Annotated in this window: 13 protein-coding genes; 10 read left to right on the plus strand and 3 right to left on the minus strand. The window is 73.5% G+C overall.

Annotated features, from left to right (window positions below; translation table 11 throughout):
- Genes OG408_RS37650 through OG408_RS37660 form a run of 3 tightly spaced genes read left to right on the plus strand, consistent with a single transcriptional unit; the run spans position 1 to position 3,628 of the window.
- Complete coding sequence (locus OG408_RS37650; RefSeq protein ID WP_326673988.1) at positions 1-1,404, plus strand: NtaA/DmoA family FMN-dependent monooxygenase; 1,404 nt, start codon at positions 1-3, stop codon at positions 1,402-1,404.
- A complete protein-coding gene (locus tag OG408_RS37655; protein WP_285564461.1) occupies positions 1,401-2,486 on the plus strand; it encodes an LLM class flavin-dependent oxidoreductase in 1,086 nt (361 codons plus the stop codon). The genes OG408_RS37650 and OG408_RS37655 overlap by 4 nt, the downstream gene beginning before the upstream one ends.
- Positions 2,487-2,500: 14 nt before the next feature.
- A complete protein-coding gene (locus OG408_RS37660; RefSeq protein ID WP_285564460.1) occupies positions 2,501-3,628 on the plus strand; it encodes an LLM class flavin-dependent oxidoreductase in 1,128 nt (375 codons plus the stop codon).
- Positions 3,629-3,653: 25 nt separating this feature from the next.
- On the opposite strand, the gene OG408_RS37665 is transcribed toward OG408_RS37660, so the two are convergent.
- A complete protein-coding gene (locus OG408_RS37665) occupies positions 3,654-4,586 on the minus strand; it encodes an aminoglycoside phosphotransferase family protein (protein ID WP_326673989.1) in 933 nt (310 codons plus the stop codon).
- A 137-nt stretch (positions 4,587-4,723) separates the two neighbouring features.
- Here OG408_RS37665 and OG408_RS37670 point away from each other — a divergent pair, with 137 nt between their 5' ends.
- From OG408_RS37670 to OG408_RS37680, 3 genes are all read left to right on the plus strand, one after another.
- Positions 4,724-6,139: a hypothetical protein gene (locus OG408_RS37670; RefSeq protein WP_326673990.1), complete on the plus strand. Its 1,416-nt coding sequence runs from the start codon at positions 4,724-4,726 to the stop codon at positions 6,137-6,139.
- 68 nt (positions 6,140-6,207) lie between these two features.
- Complete coding sequence (locus OG408_RS37675; RefSeq protein WP_326673991.1) at positions 6,208-7,470, plus strand: AAA family ATPase; 1,263 nt, start codon at positions 6,208-6,210, stop codon at positions 7,468-7,470.
- The gene (locus OG408_RS37680; protein ID WP_326673992.1) at positions 7,467-8,717 is read left to right on the plus strand and encodes a vWA domain-containing protein; all 1,251 of its coding nucleotides are present in this window, start codon (positions 7,467-7,469) and stop codon (positions 8,715-8,717) included. Before OG408_RS37675 ends, OG408_RS37680 begins: the two co-directional genes overlap by 4 nt.
- 22 nt (positions 8,718-8,739) lie before the next feature.
- On the opposite strand, the gene OG408_RS37685 is transcribed toward OG408_RS37680, so the two are convergent.
- Positions 8,740-9,339, minus strand: coding sequence for a TetR/AcrR family transcriptional regulator (locus OG408_RS37685; RefSeq protein ID WP_326673993.1), 600 nt, complete (start codon positions 9,337-9,339; stop codon positions 8,740-8,742).
- A 236-nt stretch (positions 9,340-9,575) separates the two neighbouring features.
- Here OG408_RS37685 and OG408_RS37690 point away from each other — a divergent pair, with 236 nt between their 5' ends.
- The 4 genes from OG408_RS37690 to OG408_RS37705 are packed head-to-tail and all read left to right on the plus strand — an operon-like array spanning position 9,576 to position 14,407.
- On the plus strand, positions 9,576-10,133 hold the full coding sequence (locus tag OG408_RS37690; RefSeq protein WP_285564454.1) for a (2Fe-2S)-binding protein: 558 nt from the start codon (positions 9,576-9,578) through the stop codon (positions 10,131-10,133).
- Positions 10,130-11,122, plus strand: coding sequence for an FAD binding domain-containing protein (locus OG408_RS37695; protein WP_285564453.1), 993 nt, complete (start codon positions 10,130-10,132; stop codon positions 11,120-11,122). The genes OG408_RS37690 and OG408_RS37695 overlap by 4 nt, the downstream gene beginning before the upstream one ends.
- On the plus strand, positions 11,119-13,266 hold the full coding sequence (locus OG408_RS37700) for a xanthine dehydrogenase family protein molybdopterin-binding subunit (protein WP_326673994.1): 2,148 nt from the start codon (positions 11,119-11,121) through the stop codon (positions 13,264-13,266). Before OG408_RS37695 ends, OG408_RS37700 begins: the two co-directional genes overlap by 4 nt.
- Complete coding sequence (locus OG408_RS37705; RefSeq protein ID WP_326673995.1) at positions 13,259-14,407, plus strand: XdhC/CoxI family protein; 1,149 nt, start codon at positions 13,259-13,261, stop codon at positions 14,405-14,407. The genes OG408_RS37700 and OG408_RS37705 overlap by 8 nt, the downstream gene beginning before the upstream one ends.
- Positions 14,408-14,454: 47 nt before the next feature.
- Here the strand turns inward: OG408_RS37705 and OG408_RS37710 are convergent, their stop codons facing one another.
- The gene (locus OG408_RS37710) at positions 14,455-16,875 is read right to left on the minus strand and encodes a glycoside hydrolase family 95 protein (protein ID WP_326673996.1); all 2,421 of its coding nucleotides are present in this window, start codon (positions 16,873-16,875) and stop codon (positions 14,455-14,457) included.
- Between the last annotated feature and the right edge of the window lie 64 nt (positions 16,876-16,939).

The following is a 16,939-nucleotide window of genomic DNA, read 5'->3' on the forward strand; positions in this document are numbered from 1 at the left end:
ATGAGCACCAGCAACGGCGCCGGCACCAGCACCGGCAAGCCGCTCAAGCAGATCCACCTCGCCGCCCACTTCCCGGGCGTCAACAACACCACCGTGTGGAGCGACCCCGCGGCCGGCAGCCACGTCGAGTTCAGCTCGTTCGCGCATCTCGCACGGACCGCCGAACGCGCCAAGTTCGACTTCCTGTTCCTCGCGGAGGGGCTCCGACTGCGCGAACAGGGCGGAAAGATATACGACTTGGACGTGGTCGGGCGCCCCGACACGTTCACCGTGCTGTCCGCCCTGGCCGCCGTGACCGATCGCCTCGGCCTCACCGGCACCATCAACTCCACGTTCAACGAGCCCTACGAGGTGGCCAGACAGTTCGCCAGCCTCGACCACCTCTCGGGCGGGCGCGCGGCGTGGAACGTCGTCACCTCCTGGGACGCGTTCACCGGCGAGAACTTCCGGCGCGGCGGATTCCTCCCGCAGGAGGAGCGGTACTCCCGGGCCAGGGAGTTCCTGGCCACGGCCAACGAGCTGTTCGACTCCTGGCGCGGCGACGAGATCGCCGCCGACCCGGGGACCGGCACGTTCCTGCGGGACGCGCGGGCCGGGTCGTTCGCGCACAAGGGACAGCACTTCGACATCGAGGGGCAGTTCAACGTGCCCCGCAGCCCGCAGGGCCGCCCGGTGATCTTCCAGGCCGGCGACTCCGAGGACGGCCGCGAGTTCGCGGCGGCGGGCGCCGACGCGATCTTCAGCCGGTACAGCGCCCTGAAGGAGGGGCAGGCGTTCTACGCGGACGTCAAGGGCCGCCTCGCCCGCCACGGCCGCACCCACGACCAGCTGCTGATCCTGCCCGCCGCCACCTTCGTCCTCGGCGACACGGACGCCGAGGCGCAGGAGCACGCCCGCGAGGTACGCCGGCAGCAGGTCAGCGGCGCCACCGCGATCAAGCACCTGGAGTTCGTCTGGAACCGTGACCTGTCCGCGTACGACCCGGAGGGTCCGCTGCCGGACATCGACCCGGACCCGGGCGAACACACCATCGCCCGCGGCCGGGCCCAGGTCCGGATGTACCGCGACCCGCTGGCCACCGCCCGGGAGTGGCGGGAGCTCGCGGCCGCGAAGAACTGGTCGATCCGCGACCTGGTCATCGAGACCGGCAGCCGCCAGTCCTTCGTCGGCTCCGCCGCCACCGTCGCCGCCGCCATCAACGACTTCGTCCAGGCGGACGCCGCCGACGGCCTGATCCTCGCCCCGCACATCACCCCCGGCGGTCTGGACGTCTTCGCCGACACCGTCGTCCCGCTCCTCCAGGAGCGGGGTGTGTTCCGTACGGAGTACGAGGGCACGACGCTGCGCGACCACCTCGGCCTGGCCCACCCCGACGACGCGGCGTCCGGGCGGGTGGCGTCATGAAGTTCCTGGCCATCACGCTCATCGTCCACGCTCCGGACCCGGTGACCGGTGTCCAGAAGTCCACGAACGAACGCTTCCGGGAGGTGATCGACAACGCGCTGCTGGCCGAGGAGCTCGGATTCGACGGCTTCGGCGTCGGCGAACGGCACGAGCGGCCGTTCATCTCGTCCTCGCCGCCGGTCGTGCTCAGCCACATCGCCGCACTCACCTCGCGCATCCGGCTGTTCACCGCCGTCACCACGCTCAGCCTGCTCGACCCGGTGCGTGCCCACGAGGACTACGCCACGCTCGACCATCTCTCCGGCGGCCGCCTCGACCTCATCATCGGCAAGGGCAACGGGACGGCGCAGCGCGAGCTGTTCCACGTCACCCCCGAGGACCAGTGGGACCGCAACGCCGAGGGCTACGAACTGTTCCGCCGGCTGTGGCGCCAGGACAAGGTGAGCGCGCAGCCGCGCTTCCGGCCGGAGCTCACGGACGCGGAGGTGTGGCCGCGGCCGCTCCAGCAGCCCGTCCGCGTCTGGCACGGCAGCGCCACCAGCCGGGAGTCGGTCGACCTCGCCGCGCGCTACGGCGACCCGCTGTTCTCCGCGAACGTCACCCACGCGATCGAGCCGTACGCCGAACTGATCCGGCACTACCGGGAGCGGTGGGAACACTACGGCCACGATCCGGCGCTGGCTGTCGTCGGTGCCGGAACGGCCGGCGTCCACGTGGCCCGGACCTCGCAGGAGGCCGTCGCCGCCTACCGGCCGGTGTTCGAGGGCTATCTCGCCTTCCAGAAGCGGCTGGGGGCCGAGCCGGTGTTCCCGAACCTGGAGGACTTCGTCGAGCGCAGCTCGGCCCTGATCGGCAGCCCCCAGCAGATCATCGAGAAGGTGCACCGCTACCACGAGCAGTTCGGCCACACCGTCCTGCACCTGAACGCGGACGCCGGCGGACTGACGGATGCCCAGCACCGGGGCTCCCTCGCGCTCTTCCAGTCCGAGGTCGCCCCGGTCCTGCGACGCGAGATCCCCGACCCGCCGTTCGACTGGGCCCCCGTGCTCGCCGGGCCCGTCCCCGTCCCGACCAACCGCTGAGGAGCACCCCGGTCATGTCCCGCATCCCTCTCGGCGTCCTCGACCTCATACCGGTTCCCTCCGGCGCCACGGCCGGCGACGCGCTGCACAACACCATCGACCTGGCCCGCCGGACCGAGGAGTTCGGCTACGCCCGCTACTGGTTCGCCGAGCACCACCTCAACCCCGGAGTGGCCGGCACCTCACCCGCCGTCGTCCTGGCCCTGACCGCCTCGGCGACCTCGACGATCAGGATCGGCTCCGGAGCCGTGCAGCTGGGGCACCGCACCGCCCTGTCCACGGTCGAGGAGTTCGGCCTCATCGACGCCCTGCACCCGGGGCGCCTCGACCTGGGCCTCGGCCGCTCCGGCGGACGTCCGCCGGAGCGCAAGGACGGGCCCGCGCCGACCACGATCCCGGTCACCGACGGACGCACGCCGAACGGGCTGCGCATCCCGCCCCGCTTCTCCTTCGAACACCTGCTGGGCTCACCCCGGACAGCGCTCCAGCAACGGCTCCTGCATCAGCCGGGCGCCCGGGCACAGGACTACGGCGAACAGATCGACGACATCCTCGCGCTCCTGCACGGCACGTACCGTTCGGACGACGGCATCGAGGCACACGCCGTCCCCGGCGAGGGCGCCGACCTCCAGGTGTGGATCCTGGGCAGCAGCGGCGGACAGAGCGCGGACGTGGCCGGCCGCAACGGTCTGCGCTTCGCCGCGAACTACCACGTCAGCCCGGCCACCGTGCTGGAGGCGGCCGAGGGTTACCGTGCGGCGTTCCGGCCCTCCGACGAGCTCGACAAGCCGTACGTCAGCGTCTCCGCGGACGTCGTCGTCGCCGAGGACGACGCGACCGCCCGCGAGTTGGCCACGGGGTACGGCCCCTGGGTCCGCTCCATCCGCACGGCCGAGGGGGCCATCGCGTACCCCACCCCGGAGGAGGCCCGCGCCCTTCCGTGGAGCGACGCGGACCGGGAACTGGTCGCCGACCGCGTCGACACCCAGTTCGTCGGATCGCCCGGACGCGTCGCCGACGAGCTCGAACGCCTCCAGGAGGCCACGGGTGCCGACGAGTTGCTGATCACCACCATCACGCACGGCCACGCCGACCGGGTGCGCTCCTACCAGCTGCTGGCCGAGGAGTGGCGGAGGCGTTGAGGCGGGGGCGGCCCCCGGCGGGCGTTCAGGCGGGGTCCGTGAGCACCTCGGCGAGCGACTCGATGAGGACGGTGAGACCGTCCCGCCCGGGGCCGCTGCGAGCCCTGCGGTATCCGTGCCGCCGGCCCCAGAACGCGCCCTGCACCGCATGGAGCTGCGCCCAGCGGCGGGTGCGCTCACGGTCGAGCTCCGCCGCCTCGGCGAAGATGTCCAGCGTGCGGCCGGCAGCCGTGCGCAGGTCGCCCGCGCCCCGGAGCGCGAGCGCCCGCGTCTTGAGGAGGGTGCCGCCGTCGTACGCCGGGTCGCCCGCGTAGCCCTTCGGGTCGACGGCCACCCACGGCTCGCGGTCGGCGCGCAGGATGTTCCTGGCGTGGAGGTCGCCATGGACGATCACGTCCGGCTGGGTGGAGCCCAGTTCGCGGACCGTGGCCACGGCGGCGTCCACCGCCCGGGGCGACAGCCGGTGGGCCAGCTCCCGGGCATCCGTGCGCAGTTGCTCCTCCCAGGCCCCGGCCTGCTCCCGCAGCCGGGGCAGCCCCGGCGGAGCCGGTACGGCCAGCCGGTGACTGAGGCGGCCCGCCACCCGCACGACCTCGTCGTTGTCCTCGACCTCCCCGAGGTCCGACATCCCCACACGCTCCAGCAGCATCGCGAAACGCCCGTCGTCACGCTCGTACAGCCGGACCGCTCCGCGCCCCTCCCACGCGACGAACGCATCCGGTTCGTGGACGTTGCCGGGGTGCGGGAAGGACACCTTCAGCACCGCGTCCGCCGCGCCCCGCCGACGGACCGGCACGATGACGCCGACCCCTCCGTGCACGGCCTCGCCGTCCGGAACGCACTCCCAGCGTTCGAGCAACTCGTCCACCAGCAGCGGCAGTCCGGCGATCCAGGCCGCTCCTGCCGCACCCTCGCGCGCAAGGGTGCCGCGCGTGAACACCTCCGGGATCCCGATCATCCCGGCACCCTATGCGCCGGCCCGGGCAGTGTCGCGGAAAAGGCGTGGCGGGCACGGACGCGGCGCGCTACGCTGCCCGCGATGACGACACACACTGCTCTCAGATTGGGGGACCCGTCCGCGCAAGGTGAGTGCTGATGCTCATCGAGAACGCGAATCGGGATCCCTTCCTGTCCTTCTGGCTGCGCGTGCGCGAGTTCGCCGTGCCGCCCTCCATGATCGAGACCGCGACTGCCCGCCGCCACGCCGGGGACTGGTCCGGGGCCTGCGCCGCCGCGGGCATCGACGTCGACCTGAAGCCACGCTCCCTGGCACGCACCCACGGCAGCGAACTCGCCACCCGGGTCCGGACCGACCTGCGCCACCTGGTGCCGGACCTGCTCCGCTGGCACCTGCCGAGGATCGCCCCGCACGGGCTGTTGCGCCCGGGGCTGACGATCGCGCTGGCCCGGTACGACTCCGAGGAACCGGGTGGCCGCGCACCCGTGCACCTCGTGGTCCGGACACCGCCGGCCTGGGCGGACGCCGGACAGCGGATCAGCCTCGCGCTGTGGGACGGTTCCCGTACCGAGGCCGGCGCCCGCCGCCACCCGCACCCCCACCCCAGCCGGCGGTTCCGCCTCGACCTGCACCGTCACCTCTGGGACGCGCGCAGGACCGGTGAACTGCGCGGCCGGTCCGGGGCCGACCGGCCGGCCGACGGCGGCGAGCCCGAACCGGACCGTACCGTACGGGACATGGTGCCGCGGGGCCGGCGCTGCGCCGTCGGCCGCTGGGCGGACGAGGCCGCCCAGCTCCTGCGCGCCGAGGGCGGGTCCGCGACCGCGGGGACCTTCCTCGTACGGTTCGGGGGCCGCCACCGCCTGCTCCTGAGCCTCGACGCGGACGACGACGGAGCCGGCGCGCACGTCCTGCGCCTCACGCCGGCGCCCGCGGCGGGAGCCGGCACCGCGCCACCGGTCCTGCCCGACGCGGCGACCTGGGCCCTGCCCGACCTGGAGCTCATCCGCACCGGCGCCGTCGACGCCGGCCGGCTGCACCCGCTGGTCGCCTCGGCGCTCGTCCCGGATCACGTACCGGTACGGCCGTCACCGGTTCCGGACGGTGCCGGGCAGCCGCGCCCGGTGGAGTGCCGGGGCGCGCGGCACCGCATCGGCCTGGTCGACGGGGTGCTGGTGCCCCTCGACCACGACCCCGCCGAGGTCCGGCGCGAGGAACTCCTGGCCGCCCTGACGGGCACGCCGATGCCGTGTCTCCAGGCCATCGACGCGGCCCACCGCCGCCCGGAATGCCTCGACGGCGTCCGGGAGCGCCTGGACCACGGCGACATCACCGGTGCGCTGGCCGTCGTCGAAGGGCTGCTGGGCCCCGGCGCCGTACTGCGCAGCGGAGCCCTGCGGGACGAACTGGAGACCGCCGCCCAGCGGCGGATCGACTACTGCCTGTTCCGCGCGGACCTGATGGGACACGGTCCGGGCAGCGGCCGCCCGGAACACCCGCGCTCCCGGGACCGGCACCCGTACCGGCTTCCCCGCCACGCAACCTTCCGCTGAACCGAGGGCCTTCGTCCCCCGCGATCGACGCCGCATCCCTTCCGTACCGAGACCCCAAGGTGATCGCCATGCCCACACGCACCCTGTCCGCGCCCACCCGCCCCGCCCACGACCGGGCCGCCGCCTCCCAACTGGACGTCGCGGGCGAGCTGGTGGCCCTCCTGAGCGACACCACCACCGAACCGCGTCCCGACACCCAGCTGGAGGCCCTGACCCTGGCCGTCGCCGCCGACCTGCCCGTACTCCTGTGGGGAGAGCCGGGCATCGGCAAGAGCGCCGCCCTCACCCAGCTCGCGGACTCCCTGGACCTCCCGCTGACCACGGTCATCGCCAGCGTCCACGAACCGTCCGACTTCTCGGGGCTGCCCATCGTGGGCGACGACCCGGCGGAACAGGGTGTCCCGATGGCCCCGCCGGACTGGGCGGTGCGCCTGGTGCGGGCCGGCCGCGGACTGTTGTTCCTCGACGAACTCTCCACCGCGCCGCCCGCCGTCCAGGCCGCCCTGCTCCGCCTCGTCCTGGAGCGGCGCATCGGCGCGCTCCGACTTCCGCCGGGGGTAAGGATCGTGGCCGCCGCCAACCCGCGCTCCTCGGCGGCCGACGGCTGGGAGCTGAGCCCGCCGCTGGCCAACCGGTTCGTCCACCTCCAGTGGGTCCACGACCACGAGGTCGTCGTCCGTGGCCTCGGCGGCACCTGGCCCCGTGCGACCCTGCCTCGGCTCGCCCCTGAACGCCTCGCCGACGCCGTCGGCTTCGCGCGCCGGGCGGTGTGCGGACTGCTCTCCGCACGCCCCGCGCTCGTCCACCGGCTGCCCAGCGGGGAGACCCGCAGGGGCGGAGCCTGGCCCTCGCCGCGGAGCTGGGAGATGACCCTGCGGCTGATCGCCTTCGCGACCGCCGCAGACGCCTCACGCGACGTGCTGTCCCTGCTGGTCAGAGGAACGGTGGGGGACGGTCCCGGGCTGGAACTCCTGGCGAGCCTGGACCGGATGGACCTTCCGGACCCGGAGGACCTGCTCGCCGACCCGGCCGGCGCCGATCTGCCCGAGCGGGGGGACCTGCGCCAGGCCGTGCTCGACGGCGTGGTGGCGGCGGTCCGGCGACGCCCGGAGAAGGCCCGCTGGGACGCGGCCTGGGCCCTCCTGGTCAGGGCGCTGGAGACCGGGGCGCCGGACCTGGTCGTCGTCCCCGCCACGACACTCGCCACGCTCAGGCAGGGGGACTGGGACGTACCGGCGTCGATCGAGGCGCTCTCCGGGGCCGTGCTGCTCTCGCGGCGCGCCGAGCAGGCGGCGGCCCGTGCCACGGCCGCCACCAAGGCCGGCCGGTGACCGCGGGCGGCGCGGGGACGCTGGACCGCGACAAGCTCTTCGCCGCCCGGCTGCAGGCGGCCCTGGCCCGGCCCTACCTGGCGACGGCGCTGTTCGCCCTGCACACCGTGGAGTCGCGGCAGGTCCCGACGATGGCGGTCGACCGGCACTGGCGGTGCTACGTCGCGCCGGGCTTCGTGGACCGGACACCGGTGGAGGAACTCGCCGGCGTCTGGGTGCACGAGGTGTCGCACCTGCTGCGCGACCACCACGGGCGCAGCGACCGGGTGGCGCGGGAGCGCGGGCTGACCGGCCGGGCCGAGCGGCTGCGGATGAACATCGCGGCCGACTGCGAGATCAACGACGACGTGTACGGCGACGGCCTGGTCCGGCCCGAGGGAACCGTCGAGCCCGCGACCCTGGACCTCCCCGAGGGCGAGCTGATGGAGGACTATCTGCGGCAGTTCGGACTCGGCCCGCGTACGCAGGACCTGGCCTGGCTGGACTGCGGCAGCGGCGCCGACGGGCTGGAGCGGGAGTGGGACCTGGGGCCGGACGGCGGCCACGGCCTCAGTGAGCAGGAGCGGGACGCGGTGCGCTTCCGGGTGGCCCAGGGCATCACCGGCCGGCCGGGGAGCGCCTCGAAGGGGTGGCGGCGGTGGGCGGAGGAGGCCTTCCACCCGCCGCAGCCGTGGCGGCAGTTGCTCGGTGCGGCGCTCCGCTCGGCGGTTTCGGGCTCGGGGGCGGGGGAGGACTACACGTACGGCCGGCCGTCGCGCCGCTCGGCCGGTGTGCCCGGAGCCGTACTGCCGAGCCTCAGGCGCAGGCCGCCGCGGGTCTCGGTGGTCGTCGACACGTCCGGATCGGTCAGCGACACCGAACTGGGCACCGCCCTGCTGGAGGTCGCCGCCATCTCCCGTGCGGTGGGCGGCCGTCGGGATCTGGTCACCGTGCTGTCCTGCGACGCTGCGACCCGGGTGGTGCACCCGCTCTGCCGGGCCGAGGGCATCGTGCTGCTGGGCGGCGGGGGCACGGATCTGCGTGCCGGCTTCGCCAAGGCGCTGAGGTCCCAGCCACGGCCCGACGTCATCGTGGCCCTCACCGACGGACAGACTCCCTGGCCCAGTGCGCCGCCGCCGTGCCGGACCGTGGTGGGCCTGTTCGACCGGCCCGGCCGGCGGCGATGGGACGAGGACGAGGCCGAATACGTCCCGGACACACCGCCCGCGTGGGCGCGCACGGTGGTGATCGGATCCGCTGCCTCGTGAGAGGCCCCGCGGGTCAACAGGCCTAGGGCTGCGGCGAAGGCCCGCCCGCACCCGGTGCCCCGGCCCGGAGCCCGTCCATCACGAGGTCCAGCAGCCAGCGGGCTCTGGGCTGCCAGTCGCTGTGCGGGTCCAGCTGCCAGAGTCCGGCGATGGCGAGCACGAAGTCGTCGGGGGTCACCCCGGGGCGGATCGTGCCCGCCTCCTCGTTCGCGTTCAGCAGGAGGGTGAGGCCGCGGGTCACCGGGTCGTGGCCCAGCTGGGCCAGGCTGCCGTATCTGCTGGCGGTGGTGCGCAGGGCGTCGGCCAGTCCGGCCTTGGCCATGGCGTACTGCGCCAGCCGGTCCATCCACTCCCGCAGGGCCCGGTCGGGCGCGCGGGTCCTGAGCAACTGGGCCGCGGTGTCGGCGACCTGCTGCATCTCGTAGCGGTAGACCTCCAGGACCAGGGCCTCGCGGTTGGGGAAGTTCCGGTAGAACGTCCCCTGCCCCACGCCCGCCTTCTTCGCGATGACGCTCACCGGGGCGTCCGCGGACCGGGTGAGCTCAGCCAGCGCGACGTCCAGGATGCGCTCGCGATTCCTTTGCGCGTCCGGGCGTTGGGGCGTGCCCTTCTCCTCCTGCACGCCTCCTCCTTCCGACACACGGCTGAGCCGGTCTTGCTGAGCGGACAGCTGTCCGCTAGGTTCGACAGATAAAGCGGACAGCTGTCCGCTTCACTCCACCATAGCGGCAGACCGGGCCAGTGTGGCCGACCGGTGTCTTTCATTTCCTGCTACCACCGGAATGGCCCTCTCCCACTCGGTACTTCCGCCGGATCGTCTCGTTCGACGCGCATAAGCAATGCGAAAGAAGGCTGATCATGGCCCCATCGACGTCCAGTGCCATCACTCTGAACATCAATGGCGAAAAGCACACCCTGCCCGTCGACCACCGCACCACCCTGCTCGACGCCCTGCGCGAGCGTCTCGATCTGACCGGCACCAAGAAGGGCTGCGACCAGGGGCAGTGCGGCGCCTGTACGGTGCTCCTCGACGGACGCCGGGCCGTCTCCTGTCTGCAGCTCGCGGTCGCTGCCGAGGGGCGCGCGATCACCACCATCGAAGGCGTCGCCGACGGCGACCGGCTGCACCCCGTGCAGCAGGCCTTCCTCGATCTCGACGGTTACCAGTGCGGCTACTGCACGCCCGGACAGATCTGTTCGGCCCTCGCGGTGATCGAGGAGCACGCCGCGGGCTGGCCGAGCGCCGTGACCGAAGACGTACGGCCGGAGGCCGGGGTGCCCGCGCTCTCCGCCGAGGAGATCCGGGAGCGGATGAGCGGAAACCTCTGCCGCTGCGGCGCCTACGTGTCGATCGTGCAGGCCGTCGCGCGCGCGGCGGAAACCTCCGCGGCCGAGTCCGAGGAGGTCGTGGCATGAGGGAATTCGGATACGAACGCGCCCTGGACGTCTCCGGGGCCGTGGCCCTGCTCGCCGAGGACCCCGACGCCCGCTTCCTGGGCGGCGGCACCAATCTCGTAGACCTGATGAAGGCCGGCGTGGAGCGGCCCACGACTCTCGTCGACGTCCAGGAACTCCCTCTCGGCGACATCACGTTCACCCCCGACGGCGGGCTGCACATCGGGGCCACCGTCACCAACAGCGACCTCGCCGCGCACGCCGATGTGCGCCGTCACTACCCGGCGCTGGCCCAGGCCGTGCTGGCGGGCGCCTCCGGGCAGCTGCGGAACATGGCCACGGTCGGCGGCAACCTGCTCCAGCGGACCCGCTGCGGCTACTTCGGCGACCTCGGGAAGCCGTGCAACAAGCGGACCCCCGGCAGCGGTTGCCCCGCCCGGGCGGGCGAGCACCACAACCACGCGATCCTGGGCGCATCCGAGCACTGCGTGGCCACCCACCCGTCCGACATGGCGGTCGCGCTCGCGGCCTTCGACGCCGTCGTCTCGTACGAAACGGCCGACGGGCCGGGGGAGTTGCCGATCGGCGACTTCTACCTGCCGGTGGGCGACACCCCGCACATCGAGACGGCCCTGCCGCCCGGCGCCCTGATCACCGGCGTCACCCTGCCGCCGGCCGGGGTGGCCGCGCACTCCCGGTACCGCAAGGTGCGCGAGCGGGCCTCCTTCGCCTTCGCGATCGGCTCCCTCACCGCCGCGCTCGACGTCGAGGACGGCACCGTCCGCGAGGTGCGGCTCGCCTTCGGCGCGGTGGCGTCCCGGCCCTGGCGGGCCCGTGCGGCCGAGCGCGCCCTGACCGGGGGACCGGCGAGCGCGGAGGCGTTCGCCGCGGCGGCCGACGCCGAACTGGCGGCGGCCGAGGCCCTCCCGGACAACGGATACAAGGTGACGCTGATGCGCAATCTCGTCGTGGCCGTACTCACCGAACTCGCCGAGGAGGCCGCCCGATGACCACGACCACCGACAGCACCACCGTCCAGGGAGCCGTCGGCTCCTCCCGCACCCGCGTGGAGGGCCGGGACAAGGTCACCGGCGCCGCCCGCTACGCCGGGGAGATCCCCTTCGCCGAGCTCGCCCACGGCTGGCTGGTCCTCTCCACCGTGGCGCGCGGCCGGATCCGGTCCGTGGAGGACGCTCCCGTCCGGTCCATGCCCGGAGTCCTCACCGTCCTGCACCACGGGAACGCACCGCGCATCGACACCGACTACACGGGCATGCTGGGCCGCCCCAACCCCGTCGTCGGGCTCTTCCAGCACGACCGGGTGCCGTTCGTCGGCTGGCCCGTTGCGCTGGTCGTCGCCGAGACGTCCGAGCAGGCCAGGGAGGCCGCCGAGGCGCTCGTGGTCCGCTACGACGAGGAACCGCACGACGTGGAGTTCCTCGCCGGGCATGCCGGGGCCTACACCCCGGACGGCTCGGACGCGGAGACGGAGAAGGGGGATCTGGAAGCCCGGCTGAGGGCCGCCGCCTTCGTCGTGGACGAGGAGTACTCCACCCCGGAGGAGCACCACAACTCCATGGAGCCGCACGCGGCGACGGCCCGCTGGGAGGGCGGCCGGCTCGACGTCGTCGACTCCAACCAGGGCACCTTCTGGGTGTCGAGCGAACTCGCCTCGCTGTTCTCCCTCGACCCGGGCTCCGTCCGGGTGCGCTCCGAGCACGTCGGCGGCGGCTTCGGGTCGAAGGGCCTGGCACCGCACCAGGTGGCGGCTGTCATGGCCACGACCCTGCTGCACCGCCCCGTGCGGGTCGTGCTGACCCGTCGCCAGATGTTCTCCCTGGTCGGTTACCGCAGCCCCACGGCGCAGCGGATCACACTCGGCGCCGGCCCGGACGGCCGTCTGAGCGCCTTCGACCACCGGGCGCTGAGCCTCACCTCGACCGTGCACGAGTTCATCGAGTCGAGCGCCAACGTGGGACGCACCATGTACGACGCCGACGCGCACCACACCCGGCACCAGGTGGTGCGGCTCGACGTGCCGACCCCGACCTGGATGCGTGCGCCGGGCGAGGCACCGGGCTCCTTCGCCGTGGAATCGGCCCTCGACGAGCTGGCCGAGAGGAGCGGCATCGACCCGGTCGAGCTGCGGGCGCGCAACGAACCCGCGGCGGGCCCCGTCTCCGGGCTGCCGTTCAGCCGCCGCAATCTGCGCGCCTGCCTGGAGGAAGGGGCCCGCAGGTTCGGCTGGGCGGAGCGCGACCCGCGCCCCGGACTGCGCCGCGAGGGGCGCTGGCTGCTGGGTACCGGAATGGCGGCGGCGTCCTTCCCCGCGGGCGTCGGCCCCTCCACGGCCGCCGTGACCGCGGAGCCCGACGGCACGTACACCGTGCGGATCAACGCCGCGGACATCGGGACCGGCGCACGGACCGCGATGGCCTCGGTCGCCGCTGACGCGCTGAGGACGGACCTGGAGCGCATCCGCGTCCGCCTCGGCGACAGCGACCTGGGACCGGCCTGGATCGCCGGAGGCTCCATGGGCACGCGCTCCTGGGCCTGGGCGGTGCGGCTGGCCGCGGACGAACTGCGGGAGCTGCTCGCGCTCGGCGGGTCCGTTCCGCCGGAGGGACTCACCACCAGGGCCGACACCTCCGACGCCATCGGCGCCATGGCCCAGAAGGAACGGCACTCCTACGGGGCGCAGTTCGCCGAGGCCGCGGTCGACGTCACCACCGGCGAGGTGCGCGTCCGCAGGCTGCTGGGCATCTTCGCCGCGGGCACCGTCGTCAACCCGCTCACCGCTCGCAGCCAGCTCGTCGGCGGCATGACCTGGGGCATCTCGATGGCCCTCCACGAGGAGGCGGTCCGCGACCGGGCGTCCGGCGGCTACGTCAACGCCGACCTGGCCGGCTATCACGTCGCCGCCCACGCCGATGTGCCGCACGTCGAGGCGGACTGGGTCGACGACCACGACCCGGAGGACCCGGTGGGGATCAAGGGCATCGGCGAGATCGGCATCGTGGGCGTCGCCGCGGCGATCGCCAACGCGGTGTGGCACGCGACCGGGGTACGCCACCGCCGGCTGCCGATCCGCCCCGACCGCGTCCTGGCGGCGGAAGAGGCCCGGCCGGGGGCGGAGGGAGCCAGCGGTGCTTGACATCGCGGCGGCCCTGCACCGCTGGTCCCAGGAGGGCCGGGACTTCGCCGTCGCCACCGTGGTCGAGGTCGGTGGCAGCGCACCCCGCGGCCCCGGCGCCGCGATGGCCGTCGACGGCGACGGCACGGTCATCGGCTCGGTCTCCGGCGGCTGTGTGGAGGGGGCCGTGTACGAGCTCTGCGTCCAGGCACTCCAGGACGGCCGGACGGTACGCGAGCGGTTCGGCTACAGCGACGAGGACGCCTTCGCCGTGGGACTCACCTGCGGCGGCGTCATCGACGTGCTCGTCACACCGGTGCGCTCCGGCGCACCGGTGGTCCGGGCGGCGCTGTCGGCCGCGGACCGCGGCGAGCCGGCGGCGCTCGCCCGCGTGGTCCGCGGCCCCGAAGGACTGCTCGGCCGCGCCCTGCTCGTCCGGGCCGACGGAACGTACGAGGGGAGCCTCGACGGGCGTGCGGACCTCGACCGCGAGGCGGCGGCGCAGGCCCGGGCGCTCCTGGACTCCGGGCGCACCGGATCCGCCGAACTCGCGGAGGACGGGACGAGCTGCCCGGGCGGACTGACCCTGTTCGTGGAGTCGAGCGTGCCGCCGCCCCGGATGATCGTGTTCGGTGCGGTGGACTTCGCGACGGCGCTCGTGCGGGCGGGGAAGTTCCTCGGCCATCACGTGACGGTGTGCGACGCCCGGCCGGTCTTCGCCACCCGTGCCCGCTTCCCCGAGGCGGACGACCTCGTCGTCGACTGGCCGCACCGCTACCTCGCCGGCACGGAGACCGACGCGCGCACCGTGCTGTGCGTGCTGACCCACGACGCGAGGTTCGACATTCCGCTCCTGGAGGAGGCGCTGCGGCTGCCGGTCGCGTACGTCGGGGCGATGGGCTCCCGCCGTACCCATGAGGACCGCAACCGGCGCCTGCGCGAGGCCGGTCTGACCGACGAGGAGCTGGCCCGGCTGCGCTCCCCGATCGGCCTCGACCTCGGCGCCCGTACGCCGGAGGAGACCGCGCTGTCCATCGCGGCGGAGATCGTCGCGGAGCGCCGGGGCGGCACGGGAGCCCCGCTCACGGGGTCGCGGACGCCCATCCACCACGACGGCGGCGGCAGGACGGAGGACGGGACCCCTTCGCCCGCCGCGGCATGAAGGGGCCGGGCGGTGGGCAACCCCACCGCCCGGCCCCCGGCCCGCCGTCAGAACGTGCGCAGCGTGACCGAACCGCCGGGGCGCAGGCCGACCTTCCTCGTCCGCCCCGCGAAGCTCACCTCGGTGGTCCGACCGCCGACGCTGTGGATCCTCGCCTCCCGCACCCTGCCGTCACGCCAGCTCAGGTCCACCAGGAACCCGCCGCGCGCCCCGATCCCGGTGACGGAACCCGAGCCGGCCCAGGCGTCCGGCAGCGCGGGCAGCAGCTCGATGTGGCCCGGCCTGGAGTACAGCAGCATCTCCAGCATGGCGGTCGGGGTGCCGAAGTTGGCGTCGATCTGGAAGATGCCGCGGTCCTCCTCGACCTGGTAGATGTCGAACAGGTTCATCGAGGAGCCGTTGCTGCTGCTGACCGACGGCCGCAGGTTGTTGACGACGAGCTGGTACGCGTTGTCCGCGTTCTTCAGCCGCGCCCAGCACATCGCACGCCAGGCGTTCGCCCAGCCGAAGCTCTCCATGCCGCGGGCCCTCAGCAGCGCGGTCGCCCCGTCCAGCAGCTCGTCGGACACGGCACCCGGGCGGATGCGGTCACCGGGGAAGAGACCGATCAGCGGGGAGAGGTGACGGTGGGTCGTCTCACCGAGGTTGTCCGGGGACATCCACTCCTGGAGCCAGCCCGTCGTCGGGCTGACCTCCGGGAGATACAGCCGCTTCCGCATCGCCGCGACCGTCGCGCCGTACCGTGCGTCGCGGCCCAGCAGCGCACAGGCCTCCTCGAAGTGCAGGAAGAGGTCCCGCACCACTTCCTGCACATAGGTGTTGCCCTTCGTGTCCTGCGGCCCGTGCTCCGGTGACCAGTCGCCGTCCGCGATCAGGACCTCGCGCCGCTCACCCGTCGCCGCGTCCGTCACCGTCGTCGTCAGCAGCCGCGCCTCCCAGAACTCACAGGCCCCCTTCAGCATCGGGAAGATGCGCGCCACGTGCGCGCGGTCCTGCGTGAACTCGTAGTGCTCCCAGAGCGAGTTGCACAGCCAGGCGTTGCCGGCCGGGTGCCACCACCAGCCGAGGCCGCCGTAGATGTTCGTGGAGAACGCCACGGTCCAGCCGGCGACCCGGCCGCTGGAGTTGCGGAACCGGTTGGCCGGGTCGTTGAAGTGCGCCCGGGTGAGCTCGCTCCAGGACGGCAGCTGGGCCAGACAGTAGTCCGTCAGCGCGTCGAAGCAGGAGGAGAGACCCGCGCGGCCCGCCATCCAGTAGTTCATCTGGATGTTGATGTCGGTGTGGTAGTCGCCCATCCAGTCCGGGTCGTTGCCGTCCAGCCACAGCCCCTGGAGCGCCACCGGAAGGCCTTCGCGCGAACCGGAGATCATCAGATAGCGGCCGAACTGGAGGTACATCGCCTCGAGTTCGGGGTCGGGATCGCCCTCGGCGGTGCGGGCCTGCAGCCGCTCCCAGGTGTCCAGGGCGCGCTGCCGAGGTGTGGAGGAGCCCAGCTCGACACTCATCCGGCCGAACAGTGCCCGGTGGTCGGCCACATGGGTGTGCAGCAGCTCGGTGACGGTCGCGGCGGCCGCGTCCCGCGCCTTGGTACGGGCGAGGACGAGCGGGTCGACGGCGGGGGCGCGGTAGCCCGTGGCCGCGTCGGGTGCGTAGTCCGTGCCGCCGCTGATCACCACGGTCAGGTCCGCGCACCGGGTGAACGTGATCCGGCCGCCGTCCGTGGACACCTTCCCGCTGCGGCTGTGCGCGAGCACGACGGCCCCGTACCGCAGCCCGTTGGCGAACGAGGCCGCCAGGAAGATCTCGGCCCGGTGCGCGTCGGCCGACGTGGATTCGCCGTGCGTGCCGTCGAGCGCTATCGAGCCGGTGTAGTGGCCGCCGCCGCGCTGGGTGAAGTGGGCGACCACGACGTCGTCGGGGCGGCTGGCGAAGACCGTGCGCTCGTAGACCACACCGGACCGGGTGTAGCGGGAGCTGACGACGCCCTGGGCCAGGTCGAGGCTGCGGCGGTAGCCGGACACCGCGGACAGTTCGTGGTCCGGCAGCTCCACGGACACGTTGCCGAGGAGCGTGAAGCTGCCGAAGTCCTCCCGGCCGTAGGGGAACTGGCCGTCCGCGTCCAGCTGGTCGTTGATGCCGCCGGTCCACAGTGTGGCGTCGGTGAGGTGCAGCAGTTCGTGGCCGGGGTCGTTGCCGACGAGTGCGCCGAGCCGCCCGTTGCCGACCGGGAGGGCCTGCTCGATCATCGCCCCCGCGTCGGCGGGCACCCGGTACCACATCTCGGTGGTGCGCCCGGGAGCGCGCATCGGGGACGAGGCGGGCCGCACCGGTGGCGCGCTCGCGGCGAAGGCGGGCAGCGAACCGAGCGCGGTGGCCGAGCCGACGGCGGCGGCGAGCGAGAACAGCCGGCGGCGGCTCAGACGGTCGGCCTCCGGCCGGGACTGCGGCTGGGGGTGCTGGTCTTTCACGGTGACTCCATTCCGGTACGGCTCACGTGCGGGGGAGAAACGGTGCGGGCGCGGAGCGCGGCGG

Source organism: Streptomyces sp. NBC_01257 (assembly GCF_035917255.1).
GTDB lineage: Bacteria > Actinomycetota > Actinomycetes > Streptomycetales > Streptomycetaceae > Streptomyces.